Raw genomic sequence first — 19,125 nt, forward strand, 5'->3', positions numbered from 1 at the left:
CTTTCAGAATTTTGAACTCTGAAAGGGTTATACATTTAAAAAAAATCTTACTCATTCAACATTTTCCAAAGTTTATCCTTCAATTCTGTCAAACCTTGTTGAGCAACAGAAGAAATAAACAGATAAGGAATATCTTTAAAAGACACATCTAATTCCGCTTTTAACTCTGCTCTTAATTCGTCGTCCAACATATCGCATTTAGAAATTACTAAAAGACGTTCTTTATCGAGCATTTCAGGATTGTATTTGGTCAATTCGTTTACCAAAATGTCATATTCAGCTTTGATGTCCGGCGTATCCACAGGAACTAAAAACAACAGGGTCGAATTTCTTTCAATATGACGCAGGAAATAATGTCCTAAACCTTTCCCCTCGGCTGCTCCTTCAATAATTCCCGGAATATCGGCAATTACAAACGATTGAAAATCCCTGTAAGCAACAATTCCCAGATTAGGTTTTAAAGTCGTAAACGGATAATCGGCAATTTTTGGCTTAGCAGAAGTCAAAACTGAAAGCAAAGTCGATTTTCCGGCATTTGGAAAACCTACTAAACCAACATCAGCCAACACTTTCAACTCCAGAATCACATCCATCTCTAATCCAGGTAATCCTGGCTGAGCATAGCGCGGCGTTTGATTTGTTGAACTTCTAAAATGCCAGTTTCCTAAACCTCCTTTTCCTCCTTTACAAAGAATTTTCTTTTCTCCATGTTCAGTCACTTCAAACAAGACCTCACCTGTTTCCTTATCTTTCACTACCGTTCCTAACGGCACTTCGATAATCTTATCTTCACCATCAGCTCCGGTACTTCTGTCTCCACCTCCGTCTCCACCGTGACCGGCTTTAATATGTCGGGCAAATTTCAGGTGAAACAAAGTCCAAAGTCCTTTATTCCCCACTAGAATAACGTGTCCTCCACGACCTCCATCGCCTCCGTCAGGTCCACCTTTTTCAATAAATTTCTCTCTGTGTAAATGCGTAGAACCCTTTCCTCCTTTTCCGGAAGAAACATATATTTTTACGTAATCTACAAAGTTACCTTCTGTCATTTTCTTTTTTTTTTTTTTCAGTGGTCAGTGGTCAGTTTTTAGTAATCAGTGATCAGTGATTACTGAATACTATAAACAGAATACTGAACACTATTTCTTAATTGCTTTCACCATCACTTTATCAATCTTCACCCCATCCATATCAACAACTTCCAACTCAAATTTATGCCACACCAACTTTTCCCCTTGTTTAGGAATATGTGACAATTCGGTCATAATTAATCCGCTAACAGTGGTCACTTCATAATCACTCAACAATTCGTCCAACTCAAAATAAGTCAGAAAATCATGTAGTGAATAATGTCCGTCAACCAGCCACGATCCATCTTCTCTTTGTATCAGTTGAAAATCTTCTTTATAAAAATCGGATGCGTCTCCTACCAGAGCTTCCAAAATATCATTCAGCGTAATTATTCCCTGAAAAATTCCGTATTCATCAGCTACAACTGCGTAATGAATACCTGTTTTTTTAAAGTTCTCCAATGCATTATAAGCAGTGGTGTATTCCATTAAAAAAGGAGCTTCATGCAATATTTCCGGCAAATTGAAATCGTCTTTATCAATAGTTGCAAAAATATTTTTAAGACTTACCACTCCAACAATTTCATCATAATTATCCTTGTAAACCGGATAAAAAGAATGCAATTCTTTCAGCATAAATTCTTTCACCTGACTTTTATCAGATTCTAATGGTAACATCACCACCGATTTTCTATGGGTCATTAAAGAATTTATTTTTCGGTCTCCAATGTGAAAAACGCGTTCCACAATATCCTGCTCGATTTCCTGAACTTCACCAACCTCAGTTCCTTCTTTGATAATGGCTTTGATTTCTTCTTCCGTTACTTTCCCATCCGCTGTTGGTCTTATCTGAAGAATATTTAATAAAAATTCTGTCGAATGCGTCAACAACCAAATAAATGGTGCTGTAACAATAGAAACTATTTTCATCGGCATGGCAACTGCCTTGGCAATCGATTCTGGGTAATTCAAGCCAATTCTTTTGGGCAATAATTCTCCTAAAACTAAGGAGAAAAAAGTTAAAACAACAACAACAATCCCAACTGCAATAGTAGGTGCCTGCGGTTTTAATAATTCAAATGTAGCAACAAAAGTTTCTACATCCTCAGTAATTTTATCTCCACTATAAATACCCGTTAAGATACCTATAAGCGTAATTCCAATTTGAACCGTTGATAAAAATTTATTTGGCGAATTGGCCAAATCCAGTGCTATTTGCGCACTATTATTTCCTTTTTTAGCAGAACTTTCCAACCTTGATTTTCTTGCCGAAATCAGTGCAATTTCAGACATCGAAAAAAGTCCGTTAAGTAGAATCAAAAAAAGAATTATAAATAGCTCCATGTTTTTTTGTTAGTTGTTTATGATGTGTTGCCTGTAAAAACTACAAACCATAAACTATAAACTTTTACAAATTATCAATTACATTACTTAAACGCTCCGTAATTTCGGCAATAGAACCAATACCATTTACTGCATAAAATTTATCCTGACCTTTATAAAAATCGATAAGCGGAGCCGTTTTTTCATTGTATTCCTGGTATCTGTTACGAATTTTCTCTTCGTCCTGATCATCAGCTCTTCCGGAAGTTTTTCCTCTTTCTAACAATCTTGCTACCAAAATTTCATCATCAGCTTCCAAAGCAACAGTAGCCGTGATAATTTCATTTTTAGTCGCTAAAAAAGCATCTAAAGCCTGAGCCTGAGCAATTGTTCTTGGAAAACCATCGAATAAAAAACCTGCTGAATCCGGATTAGCTTCTACCTCACTTTGCAACATTTTAATGGTTACTTCATCAGGAACAAGCTCACCATTGTTAATATAGGTTTGCGCCAGTTTTCCTAATTCTGTTTCATTTTTGATATTAAATCTAAAAATATCACCTGTTGAAAGATGAGTCAAGTTGTATTTTTCTTTTAAAAACTCTGCCTGAGTTCCTTTTCCAGCTCCTGGTTTCCCAAATAAAACAATGTTAGTCATAAACTTTTTAAATTTTTATTTAATGATTTTAATCTTTTAACTGATATACTTCCGGTAAATTTCGTCCTAAACCATCATAGTCCAAACCAAAACCTACTATAAATTTATTCGGAATCTGAATTCCTACATAATCAATTTTCACTTCTTTTTTATAGGCTTCTGGCTTAAAAAAAAGAGTCGCTATTTTAAAATGTTTCGGATTTTGTTTCTTAAACAAAGCTTTCAATTCAACAATAGTATGTCCGGTATCAATAATATCTTCGATTACTATTACCGAACGTCCTGTTAAATCCTGATTCAAACCGATTAATTCTTTCACTTCATTGGTTGAAGACATCCCTTCATAAGAAGCCATTTTCACAAAACTTACTTCACAAGGTTTTTTATAACTTTTTACAAAATCAGAAACCACCATAAAGGAACCGTTCAAAACACCTATAAAAACCAGAACTTCATCAACAAAATCATCTTCAATCTGAGCCACCATTTTCTTTATGGCAAAGTCAATTTCTTCGGCAGAAATAAACGGAACAAATTCTTTATCGTGAAGCTGAATCATTATTTTTATTTTGAAATAATGGGCAAAGATACTGAATTGGAATTTGAGTTCAGCAATTGATTTCTAATTTGTACTTTTAAGGCTCATACTTCAAAAACCATGAGTGAATTAAGCACAATCATTACGCAAACAACCGGGTATAAAAACAGCCGACAGACCGCCGCCAATTTTATCATAGCACGTCCTGAACTCATGGATGATTTAATGTCAATTTGTTTCGAAATTCAAAATCCCGACCATTACAAAGCCTGCTGGATAATAGAATTAATTTTCTATGAAAAACCAAACTGGTTTCAAAAGCACCTGAATTTAATTTGTTCCAAAAGCAAAATACTCACTAACGAAAGTGCCATCAGACCACTGTCAAAAATTATCTTTTTACTCATCGAAGCGCATTATAAAATTGCTAAAAATGAAATCCATTTTTCCGAAGAACAGCGTCAGGAACTCATCGAAATTAATTTTGACTGGCTAATTACCGATACTAAAGTAGCTTCAAAAGTCTATGCTATGCGCAGTTTACAACTTTTAGGAAAAGAATACGATTGGATTCATCCCGAATTAGAAACCATTTTAACTAAAGATTTCAGCGCACATACTGCGGCTTACAAAGCAGTTTCTAAGGATATTTTGAAGAAAATAAAATAGCATTTTCCTATTCAATCATTTAAAAGTATCTTTGCTGCCAATAAACTTTCGACACAATGAATTATTTTTCTTCTGATTTTAAATTAGGAATTCTGGGAGGCGGACAATTAGGTAAAATGCTCTTATTTGACACCAGAAAATTTGACATACAAACCTACGTTTTGGATTCGAGCGATGAGGCTCCAAGCCGAATAGCCTGCAACCAATTTTTCAAAGGTGACTTAATGGATTTTGATACCGTTTATGAATTTGGAAAAAAGGTTGATGTTTTGACTTTCGAAATTGAATTGGTGAATTTAGAAGCCTTAGAAAAGTTGGAAGAAGAAGGTTTAAAAGTATATCCTTCGCCAAAAACACTGAGAAAGATTCAAAATAAAGGAACACAAAAAGATTTCTACACCGAACATTCCATCCCAACAGCGGCTTACAAACGTTTTGATGATTTAAAAAGTCTGGTTGTTTCCTTTTTAGATTCTAAGTTAAAATTGCCATTTGTATGGAAATGCACTGAATTTGGTTATGACGGAAATGGAGTGAAAATTATCCGTCAGGCTTCCGATTTAGAAAACCTGCCAAATGTAGAATGTATTGCCGAAGAAATGATTCCGTTTAAAAATGAATTAGCGGTTATCGTTTGTCGTAACCCTTCAGGCGAAATTAAAACTTATCCTGTGGTCGAAATGGAGTTTCATCCCGAAGCTAATCAGGTGGAATATGTAATTTGTCCTGCCCGAATAGACGAAAAAGTGGCTGAAAAAGCCAGAGCAATCGCCTTGAACGTTTCTCAAAACTTCAACCACGTAGGACTTTTGGCCGTTGAAATGTTCCAAACACATGACGACCAAATTATTGTTAACGAGGTGGCTCCCCGCCCGCACAATTCAGGTCATTATTCTATCGAAGCCAGTTATACTTCGCAATTTGAAAATCATTTGCGCGCCATCTTGGATTTACCTCTTGGAAATACCGATAGCAAAGTCGCCGGAATTATGGTAAACCTTGTAGGCGAAGAAGGTTACGCAGGAAATGTAGTGTACAAAAACATCGAGAAAATATTAGGCTGGTACGGTGTTACACCACACATTTACGGTAAAAAAGAAACACGCCCTTTCAGAAAAATGGGACACGTAACAATTGTCAATGAAAACATGACCGAAGCAAGAAAAATTGCTGAGGATGTAAAAAATACAATTAGAGTAATTAGTGAGAAATAATCAGACACGAATTTCACAAATTATCACAGATTAAATTCGTGAAATCTGTATCAAATAAACATAAAAACATGAGCAAAGTAGCCGTAATTATGGGAAGTATCTCTGACATGCCAGTTATGCAGGATGCCATCAACATATTAAAAGAATTTGGAATCGAAACAGAAGTTGATATTGTTTCGGCTCACCGTACACCTGAAAAACTATTCGATTTTAGCAATAACGCACACAAAAGAGGGATTTCAGTAATTATTGCCGGAGCTGGTGGAGCAGCACACTTACCGGGAATGGTTGCTTCAATGTCACCGCTTCCAGTTATTGGAGTTCCTGTAAAATCAAGCAATTCCATCGATGGTTGGGATTCGGTTTTATCAATTTTACAAATGCCGGGTGGTGTTCCTGTTGCAACAGTCGCTTTGAATGGAGCTAAAAATGCCGGAATCTTAGCCGCACAAATTATCGGAAGTGCTAATACAGAAGTATTAAACAAAATTGTAGCTTACAAAGAAAGCCTTAAAGAAGCGGTTATCAAAGCTTCTGAAAGTTTGAAATAAATAAAAAAATGTATTCAGTGTTCAGTTTTTAGTATTCAGTTCTATTTGGTCTGAACGCTAAAAGCTGAACACTTATCAATTTAAAAACTACCTACATGAGTATTTTAACCAAATATTTCGATACTAAACACAATACAGCACCTTTTTCGCAAATAAAAAACGAAGATTACCTGCCTGCTTTTCAGGAAGGAATTGCTTTGGCAAAAGCCGAAATTGATGCCATAGTAAACAATCCTGAAGCGCCAACATTTGAAAACACCATCGAAGCGATGGATTATTCGGGAGCTATTTTGGACAGAATTTCGAGTATTTTCTTCAATTTGAATTCAGCTGAAACTAATGATGAAATGCAAAAAATAGCTCAGGAAGTTTCACCTTTGCTATCTGAATTCGGAAATGACATTACACTAAACGCCGATTTGTTTGCAAGAGTAAAAGCCGTTTACGAGCAAAAAGACAGCTTAAATTTAAACACTGAACAAACCACTCTTTTAGACAAAAAATACAAAAGTTTTTCCAGAAACGGAGCTAATTTAGCCGAAGATAAAAAAGCGGAATTACGCGAAATCGACAAAGAACTTTCTAAATTGAGTTTACAATTTGGCGAAAATGTTTTGGCTGAAACCAATGCTTTTCAATTGCATATTACAGACGAAAAAGACTTATCGGGTTTACCGGAAGGTGCTATAGAAGCTGCTCGTTCTTTGGCTAAGCACGAGGAAAAAGAAGGCTGGATTTTCACCTTAGATCATCCAAGTTACCTGCCTTTTATGACCTATGCCGATAATCGCGAATTGCGTAAAAAAATGGCAATTGCTTTTGGTTCCAAAGGTTTTCAAGATAACGAATACAACAACGAAGAAATTGTTTTAAAAATTGTAAAACTGCGTCAGCAAAGAGCCAATTTATTAGGTTATAAAACTCATGCGCATTTTGTTTTAGAAGAACGCATGGCTGAAAGCCCGGAAAAAGTGATGGCTTTTGAAAATGATTTATTGGCGAAAGCCAAGCCTGCTGCCGAAAAAGAATTTGCCCAACTAACTGCTTTCGCAAAAGAATTGGACGGAATTGAACAGTTGGAAAAATGGGACGGCGCTTATTATTCTGAAAAATTAAAACAACAGCTTTTTAATTTAGACGACGAAAAATTAAAACCTTATTTTCAATTGGGAAAAGTTCTTAACGGAGCTTTTGACATTGCCGGAAAATTATACGGACTGACTTTTACCGAAGTATTTGACATCGACAAATACCACGACGAAGTAATGACTTATGAGGTAACCGATGAAAGCAACAATCTGGTTTCTATTTTCTACGCTGATTTTTTCCCAAGAAAAGGAAAACGCAACGGTGCCTGGATGACTTCGTTTAAATCGCAATCTATAAAAAATGGCGTAAACGAAAGACCGCATATTTCTAACGTTTGTAACTTTACAAAACCAACAGAAACCAAACCATCGTTACTAACTTTTAATGAAGTTACGACTTTGTTTCACGAATTTGGTCACGGTTTACACGGAATGCTTGCCAACACAACGTATCCAAGTTTATCGGGAACTTCAGTATTCTGGGACTTTGTAGAATTACCAAGCCAGGTAATGGAAAACTGGTGTTATGAGCCGGAAGCTTTGGCCTTATTTGCCACGCATTATCAAACCGGAGAAGTGATTCCACAGGAATATGTAGAAAAAATCAAAGAAAGCGCAAGTTTCCAAGAAGGACTGGCTACGTTACGCCAGCTGAGTTTTGGATTACTAGATATGGCATGGCACGGACAGGATCCAACTAATATTACCAACTTAAAAGCTTTCGAAACGGAACAATTTAAGAGTACGCAACTATATCCGGATGTAGCCGAAAATGCTATGAGTACGGCTTTTTCACATATCTTTCAAGGTGGTTATTCATCAGGATATTACAGCTACAAATGGGCGGAAGTTCTGGATGCCGATGCTTTTGAATATTTCAAAGAAAACGGTATTTTCAACAAAGAAATCGCTGACAAATTCAAAGAAAACGTACTTTCAAAAGGAGGTACTGAAGCCCCTATGATTTTATACAAACGCTTTAGAGGTCAGGAACCAAAACCGGAAGCTTTATTAAAAAGAGCAGGATTGATTTAGATTTTAGATATAAACCGAAGTAGAAATGCTTCGGTTTTTTTACGAACTAAAATTCAATTCTTTCTGTATTTTCAAGTCTGATTGGCGGAGTCATCCATTCAATATCAAATAAATCTGCTGGATATATTTTCTCTCCTTTAACCCAACCATTTCTCAATAACTTAAGTTTTAAAAAATCATTCCCTTTTTCAATAATTTGAATTGTTTGAATTGTTGAAATTTTAAAAAAACAATGTACCCACCATGGTTTAAGAGCAAAACAATAACTTTCTTGATTTCTAACAATACTAGGATACAACAATCCATCCGTTTTAAAAATATCTTTCTTAATATTTGTCCCATCAGTCATAAAAATATGAGATATCGCGACACTTAACTTATATTTATATATATCATTCTCATCAACATTCTGATGAAATAATTCATCTAAAAAACTTTCAATTTCATTTTGACCCTCATCCAATACATATCCACCAAATAAATTTTGAAGACTGGAAATCTTCATCAAATAATTTTTACCAATTGGATTAATTCTAAATTGTGGCACTTCTTCAATATAGAAGCTTTTAAAATTAACAACTGTAATATAATCTCCTACTTTTGGCTTAACCTCAAGTACTGCAGTTACAAAATCACTTGAGCAATAAAAAATACTTTCTCCATCAGCATTACATCTTCCCATTTTCACATTCGATGAAGGTGGATTCCAAAATTCGGTTTCATTAGTAAACTTATGTAAAACTCCGTTTTTATCAAAATTCCCTTCTAAATGATTATGTACTCTTGCTCTGTAAAAACCATTAAATGTAAAATTTGTAAAAATTTCTGTCTTATATCTCTTGTCTAACATTACTTGACTAATTTCTTCTTTCAAAATCGCCAAATCTTTATACCTGCTACCTTCTATTAATTTTTGAAAATCCATTTTCATTACAAATTATCACTTCTTCAACACTCAAAAAATCTATTAACTAACATTTAATTGTTTTCACAGAAAAACAACCATCAGCCACCAAAAAACAGGAATACTTTCTACCCAAAAAGAAGTGTAATATTTAGAACGGTTAGTATTCGAAAAAATTAAAAAAAGTGACAGCGTTACAACCAGAACCAAATTAACTACCAACTGCTTTTGGATAAAATTAGTTTTAAAAAATTCTAAAAAATAAAAAGGGAACAGCAATAATAAACCTAAGATTTTTGTCCGCTTCACCCCTATTTGTTGAGGCACAGTTTGTAAATGCGGATCATCATTAGCCAAATCGATAATTTCGAAAATAAGAATCAATACAAAAATCAGTATAAAACGCTGTACGCATTTGAGATAAAAATCGACACCTAAATCAACATGAGCATTGATTAACGGTAAAACCAATGTTACTCCAACCCAACATAAGGAAACAATATAAATCTTAACACCTGCCCAGTTACGGGCATTTTTCCGATTTGGAAAAAAAGGCAATGTATAAAGCATTGTCAAAGCCAGCACTCCAACAGATACCAATTGTGTTATCGGTTGCAATTGAAAGAAACAATAAGCAACACCTACAAACGAAAACAAACTCAACACTGCAATCATTTTCAATTCATTGCGCATCATTCTTTTTTTGGCTCTGGCCAAAGCATCGTATTTGACAAAATTATATCCAACAATAGTTCCGAAAAAAGAAAAAAACGCTATGGATTTATCATACGGAATTTCGAACATAAATTGCGTCATCCGTACCAAAGCATAAACCGAAAATGCTACATGAATACTGGATTTAAGATAAAAATCAAAAAGGGCTTGAATACGAATCATCTAACAAAATTAATCATTTGCAAAGAATATTTATAAATTCCTTTTGAGCAAACAAAATCAATCCTAAAAAACAATGATTTAAAGCGGAATTATGTTTATTTTTGCGCCACGAAAAATAGAACCTTTTTTATAGCTACATGAAAACAGACGCTTTTGCTTTAAGACACATAGGTCCGGAGGAATCAGACTTACAACACATGTTGAAAACAATCGGAGTTGACTCAATAGAACAACTTATTTATGAGACACTTCCGGATGATATCCGTCTAAAAGCTCCCCTAAATTTAGATCCTGAAATGACGGAATATGAATATTTAAAACATATTACGCTTTTAGGAAGTAAAAATAAAATGTTCAAAACCTACATTGGTTTAGGTTATAATCAGGCTATTATTCCTTCGGTTATCTTAAGAAATGTATTTGAGAACCCGGGATGGTACACAGCTTACACACCTTATCAGGCTGAAATTGCCCAAGGTCGTCTGGAAGCCATTTTGAATTTCCAAACTACGGTTATCGAATTAACCGGAATGGAAATTGCAAATGCTTCACTTCTTGACGAAAGTACTGCAGCAGCTGAGGCTATGGCTTTATTGTTGGATGTAAGAACAAGAGAACAAAAAAAAGCCAATGTTTGTAAATTCTTTGTGTCTGAAGAAATTCTTCCGCAAACTTTATCCGTTTTACAAACCCGTTCTACACCAATTGGAGTAGAATTAGTAGTAGGAAACCACGAAGATTTCGATTTCTCTTCTGAATTTTTCGGAGCTATTTTACAATACCCTGGGAAATTTGGTCAGGTAAACGATTATACTGATTTTATTGCTAAAGCAGCTGAAAACAACATCAAAGTAGCTGTTGCCGCTGATATTTTAAGTTTGGCAAAATTAACTCCTCCGGGAGAAATGGGTGCTGCGGTAGTTCTTGGAACAACACAACGTTTCGGAATTCCGTTAGGTTATGGAGGTCCTCACGCTGCTTATTTTGCTACCAAAGAAGAATACAAACGTTCTATGCCGGGAAGAATCATCGGGGTAACGGTTGACACCAATGGAAACCGTGCTTTGCGTATGGCTTTACAAACACGTGAGCAACACATTAAACGTGATAAAGCGACTTCTAATATTTGTACCGCACAGGTTTTATTATCGGTAATGGCAAGTATGTATGCCGTTTATCACGGTCCAAGAGGATTAAAATATATTGCTAATAAAGTTCATGCTTCGGCGGTAACTTTGGCAAATACCTTAGCAAAATTAGGTTTCGAACAAACCAATACTGCTTTCTTTGACACCATCGTTTTAAAAGCGGATGCTAAAAAAATACGAGAAATTGCCGAAGCAAATGAGGTGAATTTCTTTTATCCAAACGAAAATTCAGTTTCGATTTCGCTGAATGAAACCATCGGTTTTGCTGATTTAAACAAAGTGGTTTCTATTTTTGCTGCCGCAAAAGAATTAGCAACAATTACAATTACTGAATTATCTGAAAACATTCATTTCCCTGAAAGTTTAATCAGAACTTCTACATTTTTACAACATGAGGTCTTCAACAAATACCATTCAGAGACTGCTTTGATGCGTTATATCAAAATGTTGGAGCGTAAAGATTTGGCATTAAATCACTCGATGATTTCGCTAGGTTCTTGTACAATGAAACTAAATGCTGCAGCTGAAATGTTGCCATTGAGTTCTCCAAGCTGGAATAGTATCCACCCTTTTGCACCATTAGATCAGGCAAAAGGATACCAAAAAATGCTGGCTAAACTGGAAGAATACTTAAACGAAATTACCGGTTTTGCTGCTACAACCTTACAACCAAACTCTGGTGCGCAAGGAGAATATGCAGGATTAATGGTTATCCAGGCGTATCATGAATCTCGTGGCGATCACCACAGAAATATCGCTTTAATTCCAGCTTCGGCTCACGGAACAAATCCGGCATCAGCTGCAATGGCTGGAATGAAAGTAGTAGTTACCAAAACATTGGAAAACGGAAATATTGACGTTGAGGATTTACGCGAAAAAGCCATTTTACACAAAGACAATTTATCTTGTGTAATGATTACGTATCCTTCAACTCACGGTGTTTACGAAAGTGCTATTAAAGAAATCACTCAAATCATTCACGATAACGGCGGTCAGGTTTATATGGATGGTGCTAATATGAATGCTCAGGTAGGATTGACAAATCCTGCAACTATTGGAGCTGACGTTTGTCACCTGAACTTACATAAGACTTTCGCTATTCCTCACGGAGGTGGTGGACCTGGAGTTGGACCTATTTGCGTAGCGCCACAATTGGCTCCGTTCTTACCTACGAATCCTGTGGTTCCTACCGGAGGAGAAAATGCGATTACCGCTATTTCAGCTGCTCCTTGGGGTTCTGCCTTAGTATGTTTGATTTCTTATGGCTACATCAAAATGCTTGGTGCCGAAGGATTAAAATCAGCTACGGAACACGCTATTTTGAATGCCAATTATATCAAAGAAAAATTAAGCGGTCATTACGAAACTTTATATTCAGGAGAAATGGGTCGTGCGGCTCACGAAATGATTTTAGAATGCCGCCCTTTCAAACAAAAAGGAATTGAAGTTACGGATATCGCTAAACGTTTAATGGATTATGGTTTCCACGCACCTACGGTTTCGTTCCCGGTGGCAGGAACTCTAATGATTGAGCCTACTGAAAGTGAAAACTTAGAAGAATTAGACCGTTTTTGTGATGCTATGATCTCGATTAGAAAAGAAATCGAAGCAGCTTCTATCGAAGATTCAAACAACGTATTGAAAAATTCACCGCATACTTTAGCGATGTTGACTACTGAAAATTGGGATTTCCCATACAGCAGAGAACAAGCTGCTTTCCCATTGGATTATATCGCCGAAAACAAATTCTGGCCTTCTGTTCGCAGAGCCGATGATGCTTTTGGAGACAGAAATTTAGTTTGTTCTTGTGCGCCAATTGAGGCTTATATGGAAAGCTAAAAACAAAAATTATTATATAAAATGCCTCGTTTATTCTTACGGGGCATTTTTTTTAACAAACAAAAAATTACAGCACTAACTCATTTTTATTCAAACGAGAATATGAAATCACAAATTAAAAGCAGCAGATTTTAAAAATTCTTTGAAAAATATCTGTAATTTTGCCCAATATATAGCAGCAATATTTCGTTGATGTTTTTGAAATATTATTTCTTTGCTATCTTTTTTTAATAGAAACAATCTAATGAAAATAAAAATTACCGGAACAGGAAGTTATATTCCCGAAAGAATCATTTCTGACAAATACTTCGAACTTCATCAATTTCTAAATGAAGATGGTACTCCAATTAAACAATCGAATGAAGTTATTATTAAAAAATTCAAAGCGATAACAGGAATCGAAGAAAGACGTTATGCCGAAAGTCATTACAACACTTCTGACCTTGCTTTTTTAGCTTCACAAAAAGCGATTGAAAATGCAGGAATTGATGCTGAAACTATCGACTATATTATTTTTGCTCACAATTTTGGTGATGTGAAATTTGGTTCAGTTCAATCAGATATGATTCCTAGTTTAGCCAGTCGTGTTAAAAACAAATTAGGAATTAAAAATCCTAAATGCGTAGCTTACGATCTTATCTTTGGATGTCCGGGTTGGGTTGAAGGTGTATTGCAGGCCAATGCTTTTATCAAATCAGGAATGGCTAAACGCTGTTTGGTTATTGGTGCCGAAACACTTTCGAGAGTTGTTGACGATCACGACCGTGATTCTATGATTTATTCTGACGGTGCCGGAGCTACTATCATAGAGGCTTCTGACGATGAAACCGGAATGCTTTCGTACGAAACCGCCTCTTTTACTGAAGAAGAAGCAGGATTTTTATTCTACGGAAAATCATATCATCCGGGCTTAGACCAAAATACTAAATACATCAAAATGTATGGTAGAAAAATCTATGAGTTTGCTTTAAGCAATGTTCCGGCGGCTATGAAAAGCTGTTTAGACAAAAGCGGAATCGCTATAGATGATGTTAAAAAAATCCTGATTCATCAGGCCAATGAAAAAATGGACGAAGCTATTGTAGACCGTTTTTACAAATTGTATGACAAAGCCGCTCCTGTTAACATCATGCCGATGAGTATTCACGATTTAGGCAACAGTAGTGTGGCTACGGTTCCAACGCTTTTTGACCTTATCCTGAATAATCAAATTGAAGATCACGAAATCAACAAAGGAGACATTCTAATCTTTGCTTCTGTTGGAGCCGGAATGAATATCAATGCTTTTGTTTACAGATACTAATTTTTAGAATCAAATTATAATAAATCCGCAACCTGAAATTATTCAAGTTGCGGATTTTTTTTATTAATTACAAATAGAAAGCATAAAATATTTAACCACAAATTCGCTAATTATTCTACCTCTTAAGTGTTTTATAATTTGCGAATTTGCGGTATAAAAAACACTCAGAAAGCAATATATCTTTGTACATTTGCACTCAGAATCCTGATAACAATGTGATTCTAATACAAAACTTAACTTAGATATAGAACGAGAGATTGCTTCGTTCCTCGCAATGACTATGTACGAAAAAACATTTCCTAATAAAAGATTCAAACACACTTTAGAATTTTTAAAAAAACACGTTTCAACAACTGAAACTATTTTCGACTTAGGAGTTCCTAATCCGTTTTCTAAAATCATGGAAGAAAATGGCTATCAGGTAAAAAACACTACCGGAGAAGATTTGGATAAAGACCAAACCGCTTTACAAACGGAATCTTACACTGTTTTTACCGCTTTCGAAATTTTCGAACATTTATTAAATCCTTACACTGTTTTAGAAAATGTAAAATGCGACAAATTGCTAATTTCAATTCCGTTACGCCTTTGGTTTTCTCCGGCTTATCGCAGTAAAACCGATATGTGGGACAGGCATTACCACGAATTTGAAGACTGGCAATTGGACTGGCTGTTAGAAAAAACAGGATGGAAAATAACTGCCAGAGAAAAATTCACGCATCCGGTAAAGAAATTTGGTTTCAGACCTTTGTTGCGTTATTTCACACCAAGATATTATATTGTTTACGCTGAAAAAGCATAAGCAAATCTCAAAAACAAAATTCCAAATTCCAACTTAACACGGATTTGGGATTTGCAATTTTGAAAAATTGGAATTTTATTCAAAAAACATGAACTACTACATAGTCATTCCTGCTCATAACGAAGAAGAATTTATTTCTCTGACTTTAGAATCGCTGATTTCACAAACACTTTTACCTAAAAAAGTCGTTATTGTGAATGATAATTCTACTGACAGAACTGCCGAAATCGTTTTGGCTTACGCCAAAGACAACCCTTTTATAACATTGGTAGAAAAAAAATCAAGTGCGATTCATTTACCGGGAAGCAAAGTAATTCAGGCTTTTCAAAAAGGTTTTGAAACTCTGGACGAAGATTATGATGTTATTGTAAAACTCGATGCCGACCTTATTTTTCCAAATAACTATTTCGAAACAATAACTAAACATTTCAACTCTGATCCTACAATTGGGATGGTGGGTGGATTTTGTTATATCGAAAAAAACGGAGATTGGGTTTTAGAAAACCTAACCGACAAAGACCACATTCGCGGAGCCTTGAAAGCTTATCGAAAAGAAACTTTCAAACAAATTGGCGGCTTAAAAGCGCAAATGGGTTGGGATACTGTAGACGAATTACTTTGTAAATTTTACAAATGGAAAGTAGTTACCGATGAATCTCTACAAGTAAAACATCTAAAACCTACAGGAGCCAATTACAACAAAACAGCCCGTTACAAACAAGGTGAAGCTTTTTACACCTTGGGTTACGGATTTTTGATTACTTCGATTGCTTCGGCTAAGTTGTGTTTTATGAAAAAGAAACCTTTGCTGTTTTTTGATTACATCCAGGGATTTCTAAAAGCCAAAGCAGAGAAAAAACCACTTATGGTTAACGCAGAACAGGCAAAATTTATTCGTCAGTATCGCTTAAAAAAGATGAAAGAAAAACTTTTCTAAGGAAAAACAGACAACTCATAACCCACAACTCATAACTAATTTCGTAAATTAGCCCATATTCAAAAAACTATGATGCTCATTCGATATTTATCGCAAATAGGAAGATATTTTCTGATGCTTAAAGAGATTTTCAACAAACAAACCAAATGGTCTGTAATGCGTAATCTTATCTTTAAAGAAATAGACGATTTAATCATTGGTTCACTCGGTATTGTTGCCTTCATTTCTTTCTTTGTGGGAGGTGTAGTTTCTATCCAAACTGCTTTAAACCTAACCAATCCGTTGATCCCAAAATACCTTATTGGATTTGCCACACGTCAATCGGTAATTCTGGAATTTGCACCTACATTTATTTCGGTAATTATGGCCGGAAAAATGGGCTCGTTTATCACCTCAAGTATAGGCACGATGCGTGTTACGGAACAAATTGACGCACTGGAGGTAATGGGAGTAAATTCGTTAAATTATTTGGTTTTCCCTAAAATTATTGCTTTGCTATTGTATCCGTTTGTTATTGGAATCAGTATGTTTTTAGGAATTCTGGGAGGCTGGATTGCCGGTGTTTACGGAGGTTTTACCTCAAGTACCGATTTTATTTCAGGTGCACAAATGGAATTCATCCCGTTTCATATCACTTATGCTTTCATCAAAACCATCATCTTTGCGATGTTATTAGCCACAATTCCTTCTTTTCACGGTTATTACATGAAAGGCGGCGCATTAGAAGTAGGTAAAGCAAGTACCGTATCCTTCGTTTGGACATCAGTTTCCATCATTCTTTTTAATTATATACTAACTCAGTTATTACTAGGGTCATGATAGAGGTAAAAAACATAGAGAAATCATTTGGCGACAGCAAGATCCTTAAAGGAGTGAGCACTGTTTTTGAAACAGGAAAAACCAATCTTATTATTGGACAAAGTGGTTCCGGAAAAACAGTATTATTAAAAAGTTTACTTGGAATTCATCAACCCGAAGTAGGAACGATTTCCTTTGACGGTCGGATTTATTCGGATTTGGATGCTGATGAAAAAAGAGAATTGCGAACTGAAATCGGAATGGTTTTTCAGGGAAGTGCTCTATTCGACTCAATGACTGTTGCCGAAAACGTGGCTTTCCCACTAAGAATGTTCACCAAAGACGATAAGGCAAAAATTGATGACAGAGTTGATTTTGTTTTAAAAAGAGTCAATCTAATTGACGCACACAAAAAGTTACCTTCTGAAATTTCAGGTGGTATGCAAAAACGTGTTGCTATTGCCCGTGCCATCGTGAACAACCCGAAATATTTGTTTTGTGATGAACCTAATTCAGGATTAGACCCTAATACCTCTATTTTGATTGATAATCTTATCCAAGAAATCACTGAAGAATACAATATCACTACAGTAATTAATACGCACGACATGAATTCGGTTATGGAAATAGGCGAAAAAATCCTGTTCTTAAAAAACGGTTTAAAAGCCTGGGAAGGAACCAAAGAAGAAATTTTCAGAACCGATAACGAAGCCGTTGTTGCATTTGTTTATTCCTCTAATTTGTTTAAAAAAGTACGTGAAGCACATTTGAAAGAATAACCTTTTAAGACGACACCAAAATCAATAGTCCAAAAACACTATTTGAAATTTATCATAACACATACATTATGATATAATTCCGGATGTTGCTTTTTAAATTTTTCCGGAGTTTCGAAAAAATGTTCTAAAATCACTGCCAGAAACTCAAATTGATTTTGATAAGCGTACAGTCTAAAATAGCCTTTAGAACGCAATTGAGCATTTAATTCCTCATCATTGTAATAGCGCGTTATCTTATTAAATTCATCATAGAAAACAGCGGCACTGGAATCATTACTTTTCATACAATGAAAGTGCAGAGCATGAGCAAATTCATGCAAACCTAAATTAAGATTATCGTTTGCAGTCTGATGACCTAAAACATAGTCTTCCCAAGAAAAAACTACCGACTTCATCCGGGGATTGAATTCCCCTTTGTGATAAGCATCATTTGAAGACGAATAATAACTTGACGGATAAATAATTATTCTTGTAAACAACCCAATGAGGTATTTTCGTAATCCAAAAGTCAGCATTACATAAGTTCCAGCTATGAGTATTTGCATCGCTTCGGTAATTGCTATATCCTTACCTACAAATTCATATTTCCTTATAAATTCTTTAACTCTATGCTCAAAATAACTTTTCTTTTTGGGAGTAAGTCGATTATAAAAAGGAAAATTATTTTTTAGAATTTCTTTTTGTTCGTCATTCAGCTTTTTAGAAAAAGGATAGACATGCAAAAACAACGGTTTTTTGAAAGCTAAAACATAAATAGGTTCGACAATTCTAAACACAATCAAGAGAAGCGCTAATATCCCAAAAATAAGAACAACCAGAAATTGAAACACCGTATTTAGCTCCATCAAATTGATTTTAAATTCAATACAATTTAAAATAAAAAGCTTCAAAAACAACCCATTTGACTTGATTATTTTTAAAGCTTTATAATGTGACCGCGGCAGGGTTCGAACCTGCAACCCTCAGAGCCGAAATCTGATATTCTATCCAGTTGAACTACGCAGCCAAAATATAAAAAATTCCATTTTTAAAATTCCAAACTCCAAAACTTGTCATTGGATTTTGGAATTTCTTTTTTGAAATTTAAATTATTATACCAATAATTTTTTTACAATAGTAGAGATTGTTTTGCCTTCGGCAGTTCCTCCTAATTGCGCAGAAGCTATTCCCATTACTTTTCCCATAGATGCTATTCCTGAAGCACCTGTTTCGGCAATGATTTTAGCAATTACAGCTTCTATTTCCGCTTCACTCAATTGAGCTGGTAAAAACTTCTCTATTACAGCCACCTGAGCTAATTCTGGCTCAGCTAAATCAGGACGATTTTGTTCTGTAAAAATTCTGGCACTTTCTTTACGGGTTTTCACCAAACGTTGTAACAACTTAATTTCTTCTTCTTCCGAAATCTCTTCTTTAGAACCAGAAGCCGTTTGAGCTAAAAGTAATTCTGATTTAATGGCTCTTAATGATTCTAATGCTACTGTATCTTTAGCTTTCATGGCGGTTTTCATCTCGTCCATGATTTTTACTGATAAACTCATTTGTGTATATTTTATTAATTAGCCTTAAGGC

At 35.2% G+C, this 19,125-nt stretch carries 18 protein-coding genes and 1 tRNA gene; 10 read left to right on the forward strand and 9 right to left on the reverse strand.

Going from position 1 to position 19,125, the window contains the following annotated elements; translation table 11 throughout:
* Positions 1-47: 47 nt before the first annotated feature.
* The 4 genes from obgE to hpt form a co-directional block, all read right to left on the reverse strand.
* The gene (obgE, locus tag IEV84_RS00460; RefSeq protein WP_188491368.1) at positions 48-1,049 is read right to left on the reverse strand and encodes a GTPase ObgE; all 1,002 of its coding nucleotides are present in this window, start codon (positions 1,047-1,049) and stop codon (positions 48-50) included.
* A 90-nt stretch (positions 1,050-1,139) separates the two neighbouring features.
* A complete protein-coding gene (locus tag IEV84_RS00465) occupies positions 1,140-2,363 on the reverse strand; it encodes a hemolysin family protein (protein WP_229732603.1) in 1,224 nt (407 codons plus the stop codon).
* A gap of 115 nt (positions 2,364-2,478) precedes the next feature.
* Positions 2,479-3,051: an adenylate kinase gene (locus IEV84_RS00470; protein WP_188491372.1), complete on the reverse strand. Its 573-nt coding sequence runs from the start codon at positions 3,049-3,051 to the stop codon at positions 2,479-2,481.
* A 28-nt stretch (positions 3,052-3,079) separates the two neighbouring features.
* Entirely contained in the window at positions 3,080-3,610 is a 531-nt protein-coding gene (gene hpt / locus IEV84_RS00475; protein WP_188491374.1) for a hypoxanthine phosphoribosyltransferase, read from the reverse strand.
* 99 nt (positions 3,611-3,709) lie between these two features.
* On the opposite strand from hpt, the gene IEV84_RS00480 reads away from it, so the two are divergent.
* From IEV84_RS00480 to IEV84_RS00495, 4 genes are all read left to right on the forward strand, one after another.
* Complete coding sequence (locus IEV84_RS00480; protein WP_188491376.1) at positions 3,710-4,258, forward strand: hypothetical protein; 549 nt, start codon at positions 3,710-3,712, stop codon at positions 4,256-4,258.
* A 56-nt stretch (positions 4,259-4,314) separates the two neighbouring features.
* Entirely contained in the window at positions 4,315-5,472 is a 1,158-nt protein-coding gene (locus IEV84_RS00485; protein WP_188491378.1) for a 5-(carboxyamino)imidazole ribonucleotide synthase, read from the forward strand.
* Between the two features lie 68 nt (positions 5,473-5,540).
* Positions 5,541-6,023, forward strand: a complete 483-nt coding sequence (gene purE, locus IEV84_RS00490) for a 5-(carboxyamino)imidazole ribonucleotide mutase (protein WP_188491380.1) — start codon at positions 5,541-5,543, stop codon at positions 6,021-6,023.
* A gap of 95 nt (positions 6,024-6,118) precedes the next feature.
* Entirely contained in the window at positions 6,119-8,146 is a 2,028-nt protein-coding gene (locus IEV84_RS00495) for a M3 family metallopeptidase (protein WP_188491382.1), read from the forward strand.
* A gap of 46 nt (positions 8,147-8,192) precedes the next feature.
* Here the strand turns inward: IEV84_RS00495 and IEV84_RS00500 are convergent, their stop codons facing one another.
* Both IEV84_RS00500 and IEV84_RS00505 read right to left on the reverse strand, forming a co-directional pair.
* Positions 8,193-9,071 carry an RES domain-containing protein gene (locus IEV84_RS00500; RefSeq protein WP_188491384.1) on the reverse strand — a complete coding sequence of 293 codons (879 nt, stop codon included), beginning with the start codon at positions 9,069-9,071 and terminating at the stop codon, positions 8,193-8,195.
* 63 nt (positions 9,072-9,134) lie between these two features.
* Positions 9,135-9,947, reverse strand: coding sequence for a UbiA prenyltransferase family protein (locus IEV84_RS00505; protein ID WP_188491386.1), 813 nt, complete (start codon positions 9,945-9,947; stop codon positions 9,135-9,137).
* Between the two features lie 137 nt (positions 9,948-10,084).
* Here IEV84_RS00505 and gcvP point away from each other — a divergent pair, with 137 nt between their 5' ends.
* The 6 genes from gcvP to IEV84_RS00535 all read left to right on the forward strand — a co-directional run bounded on the left by gcvP (position 10,085) and on the right by IEV84_RS00535 (position 17,553).
* Entirely contained in the window at positions 10,085-12,934 is a 2,850-nt protein-coding gene (gene gcvP / locus IEV84_RS00510) for an aminomethyl-transferring glycine dehydrogenase (RefSeq protein WP_188491388.1), read from the forward strand.
* A gap of 244 nt (positions 12,935-13,178) precedes the next feature.
* The gene (locus IEV84_RS00515; protein ID WP_188491390.1) at positions 13,179-14,237 is read left to right on the forward strand and encodes a 3-oxoacyl-ACP synthase III family protein; all 1,059 of its coding nucleotides are present in this window, start codon (positions 13,179-13,181) and stop codon (positions 14,235-14,237) included.
* A 280-nt stretch (positions 14,238-14,517) separates the two neighbouring features.
* Positions 14,518-15,039: a methyltransferase gene (locus tag IEV84_RS00520; protein WP_188492930.1), complete on the forward strand. Its 522-nt coding sequence runs from the start codon at positions 14,518-14,520 to the stop codon at positions 15,037-15,039.
* A gap of 88 nt (positions 15,040-15,127) precedes the next feature.
* Positions 15,128-15,976 (forward strand): glycosyltransferase family 2 protein, encoded by an 849-nt coding sequence (locus IEV84_RS00525; RefSeq protein WP_188491392.1) that lies wholly within the window; start codon positions 15,128-15,130, stop codon positions 15,974-15,976.
* A 69-nt stretch (positions 15,977-16,045) separates the two neighbouring features.
* Positions 16,046-16,795, forward strand: a complete 750-nt coding sequence (locus tag IEV84_RS00530) for an MlaE family ABC transporter permease (protein ID WP_188491394.1) — start codon at positions 16,046-16,048, stop codon at positions 16,793-16,795.
* Positions 16,792-17,553 (forward strand): ABC transporter ATP-binding protein, encoded by a 762-nt coding sequence (locus tag IEV84_RS00535; RefSeq protein ID WP_188491396.1) that lies wholly within the window; start codon positions 16,792-16,794, stop codon positions 17,551-17,553. The genes IEV84_RS00530 and IEV84_RS00535 overlap by 4 nt, the downstream gene beginning before the upstream one ends.
* A 38-nt stretch (positions 17,554-17,591) precedes the next feature.
* On the opposite strand, the gene IEV84_RS00540 is transcribed toward IEV84_RS00535, so the two are convergent.
* The 3 genes from IEV84_RS00540 to IEV84_RS00550 all read right to left on the reverse strand — a co-directional run bounded on the left by IEV84_RS00540 (position 17,592) and on the right by IEV84_RS00550 (position 19,094).
* Entirely contained in the window at positions 17,592-18,398 is an 807-nt protein-coding gene (locus IEV84_RS00540; RefSeq protein WP_188491398.1) for a zinc-dependent peptidase, read from the reverse strand.
* A gap of 87 nt (positions 18,399-18,485) precedes the next feature.
* Positions 18,486-18,559 (reverse strand) — tRNA-Arg (locus IEV84_RS00545).
* A gap of 85 nt (positions 18,560-18,644) precedes the next feature.
* Entirely contained in the window at positions 18,645-19,094 is a 450-nt protein-coding gene (locus IEV84_RS00550) for a GatB/YqeY domain-containing protein (protein ID WP_188491400.1), read from the reverse strand.
* Positions 19,095-19,125: the final 31 nt, after the last annotated feature.

Origin of the sequence: Flavobacterium palustre (assembly GCF_014639535.1) — a bacterium.
Lineage (GTDB): Bacteria > Bacteroidota > Bacteroidia > Flavobacteriales > Flavobacteriaceae > Flavobacterium > Flavobacterium palustre.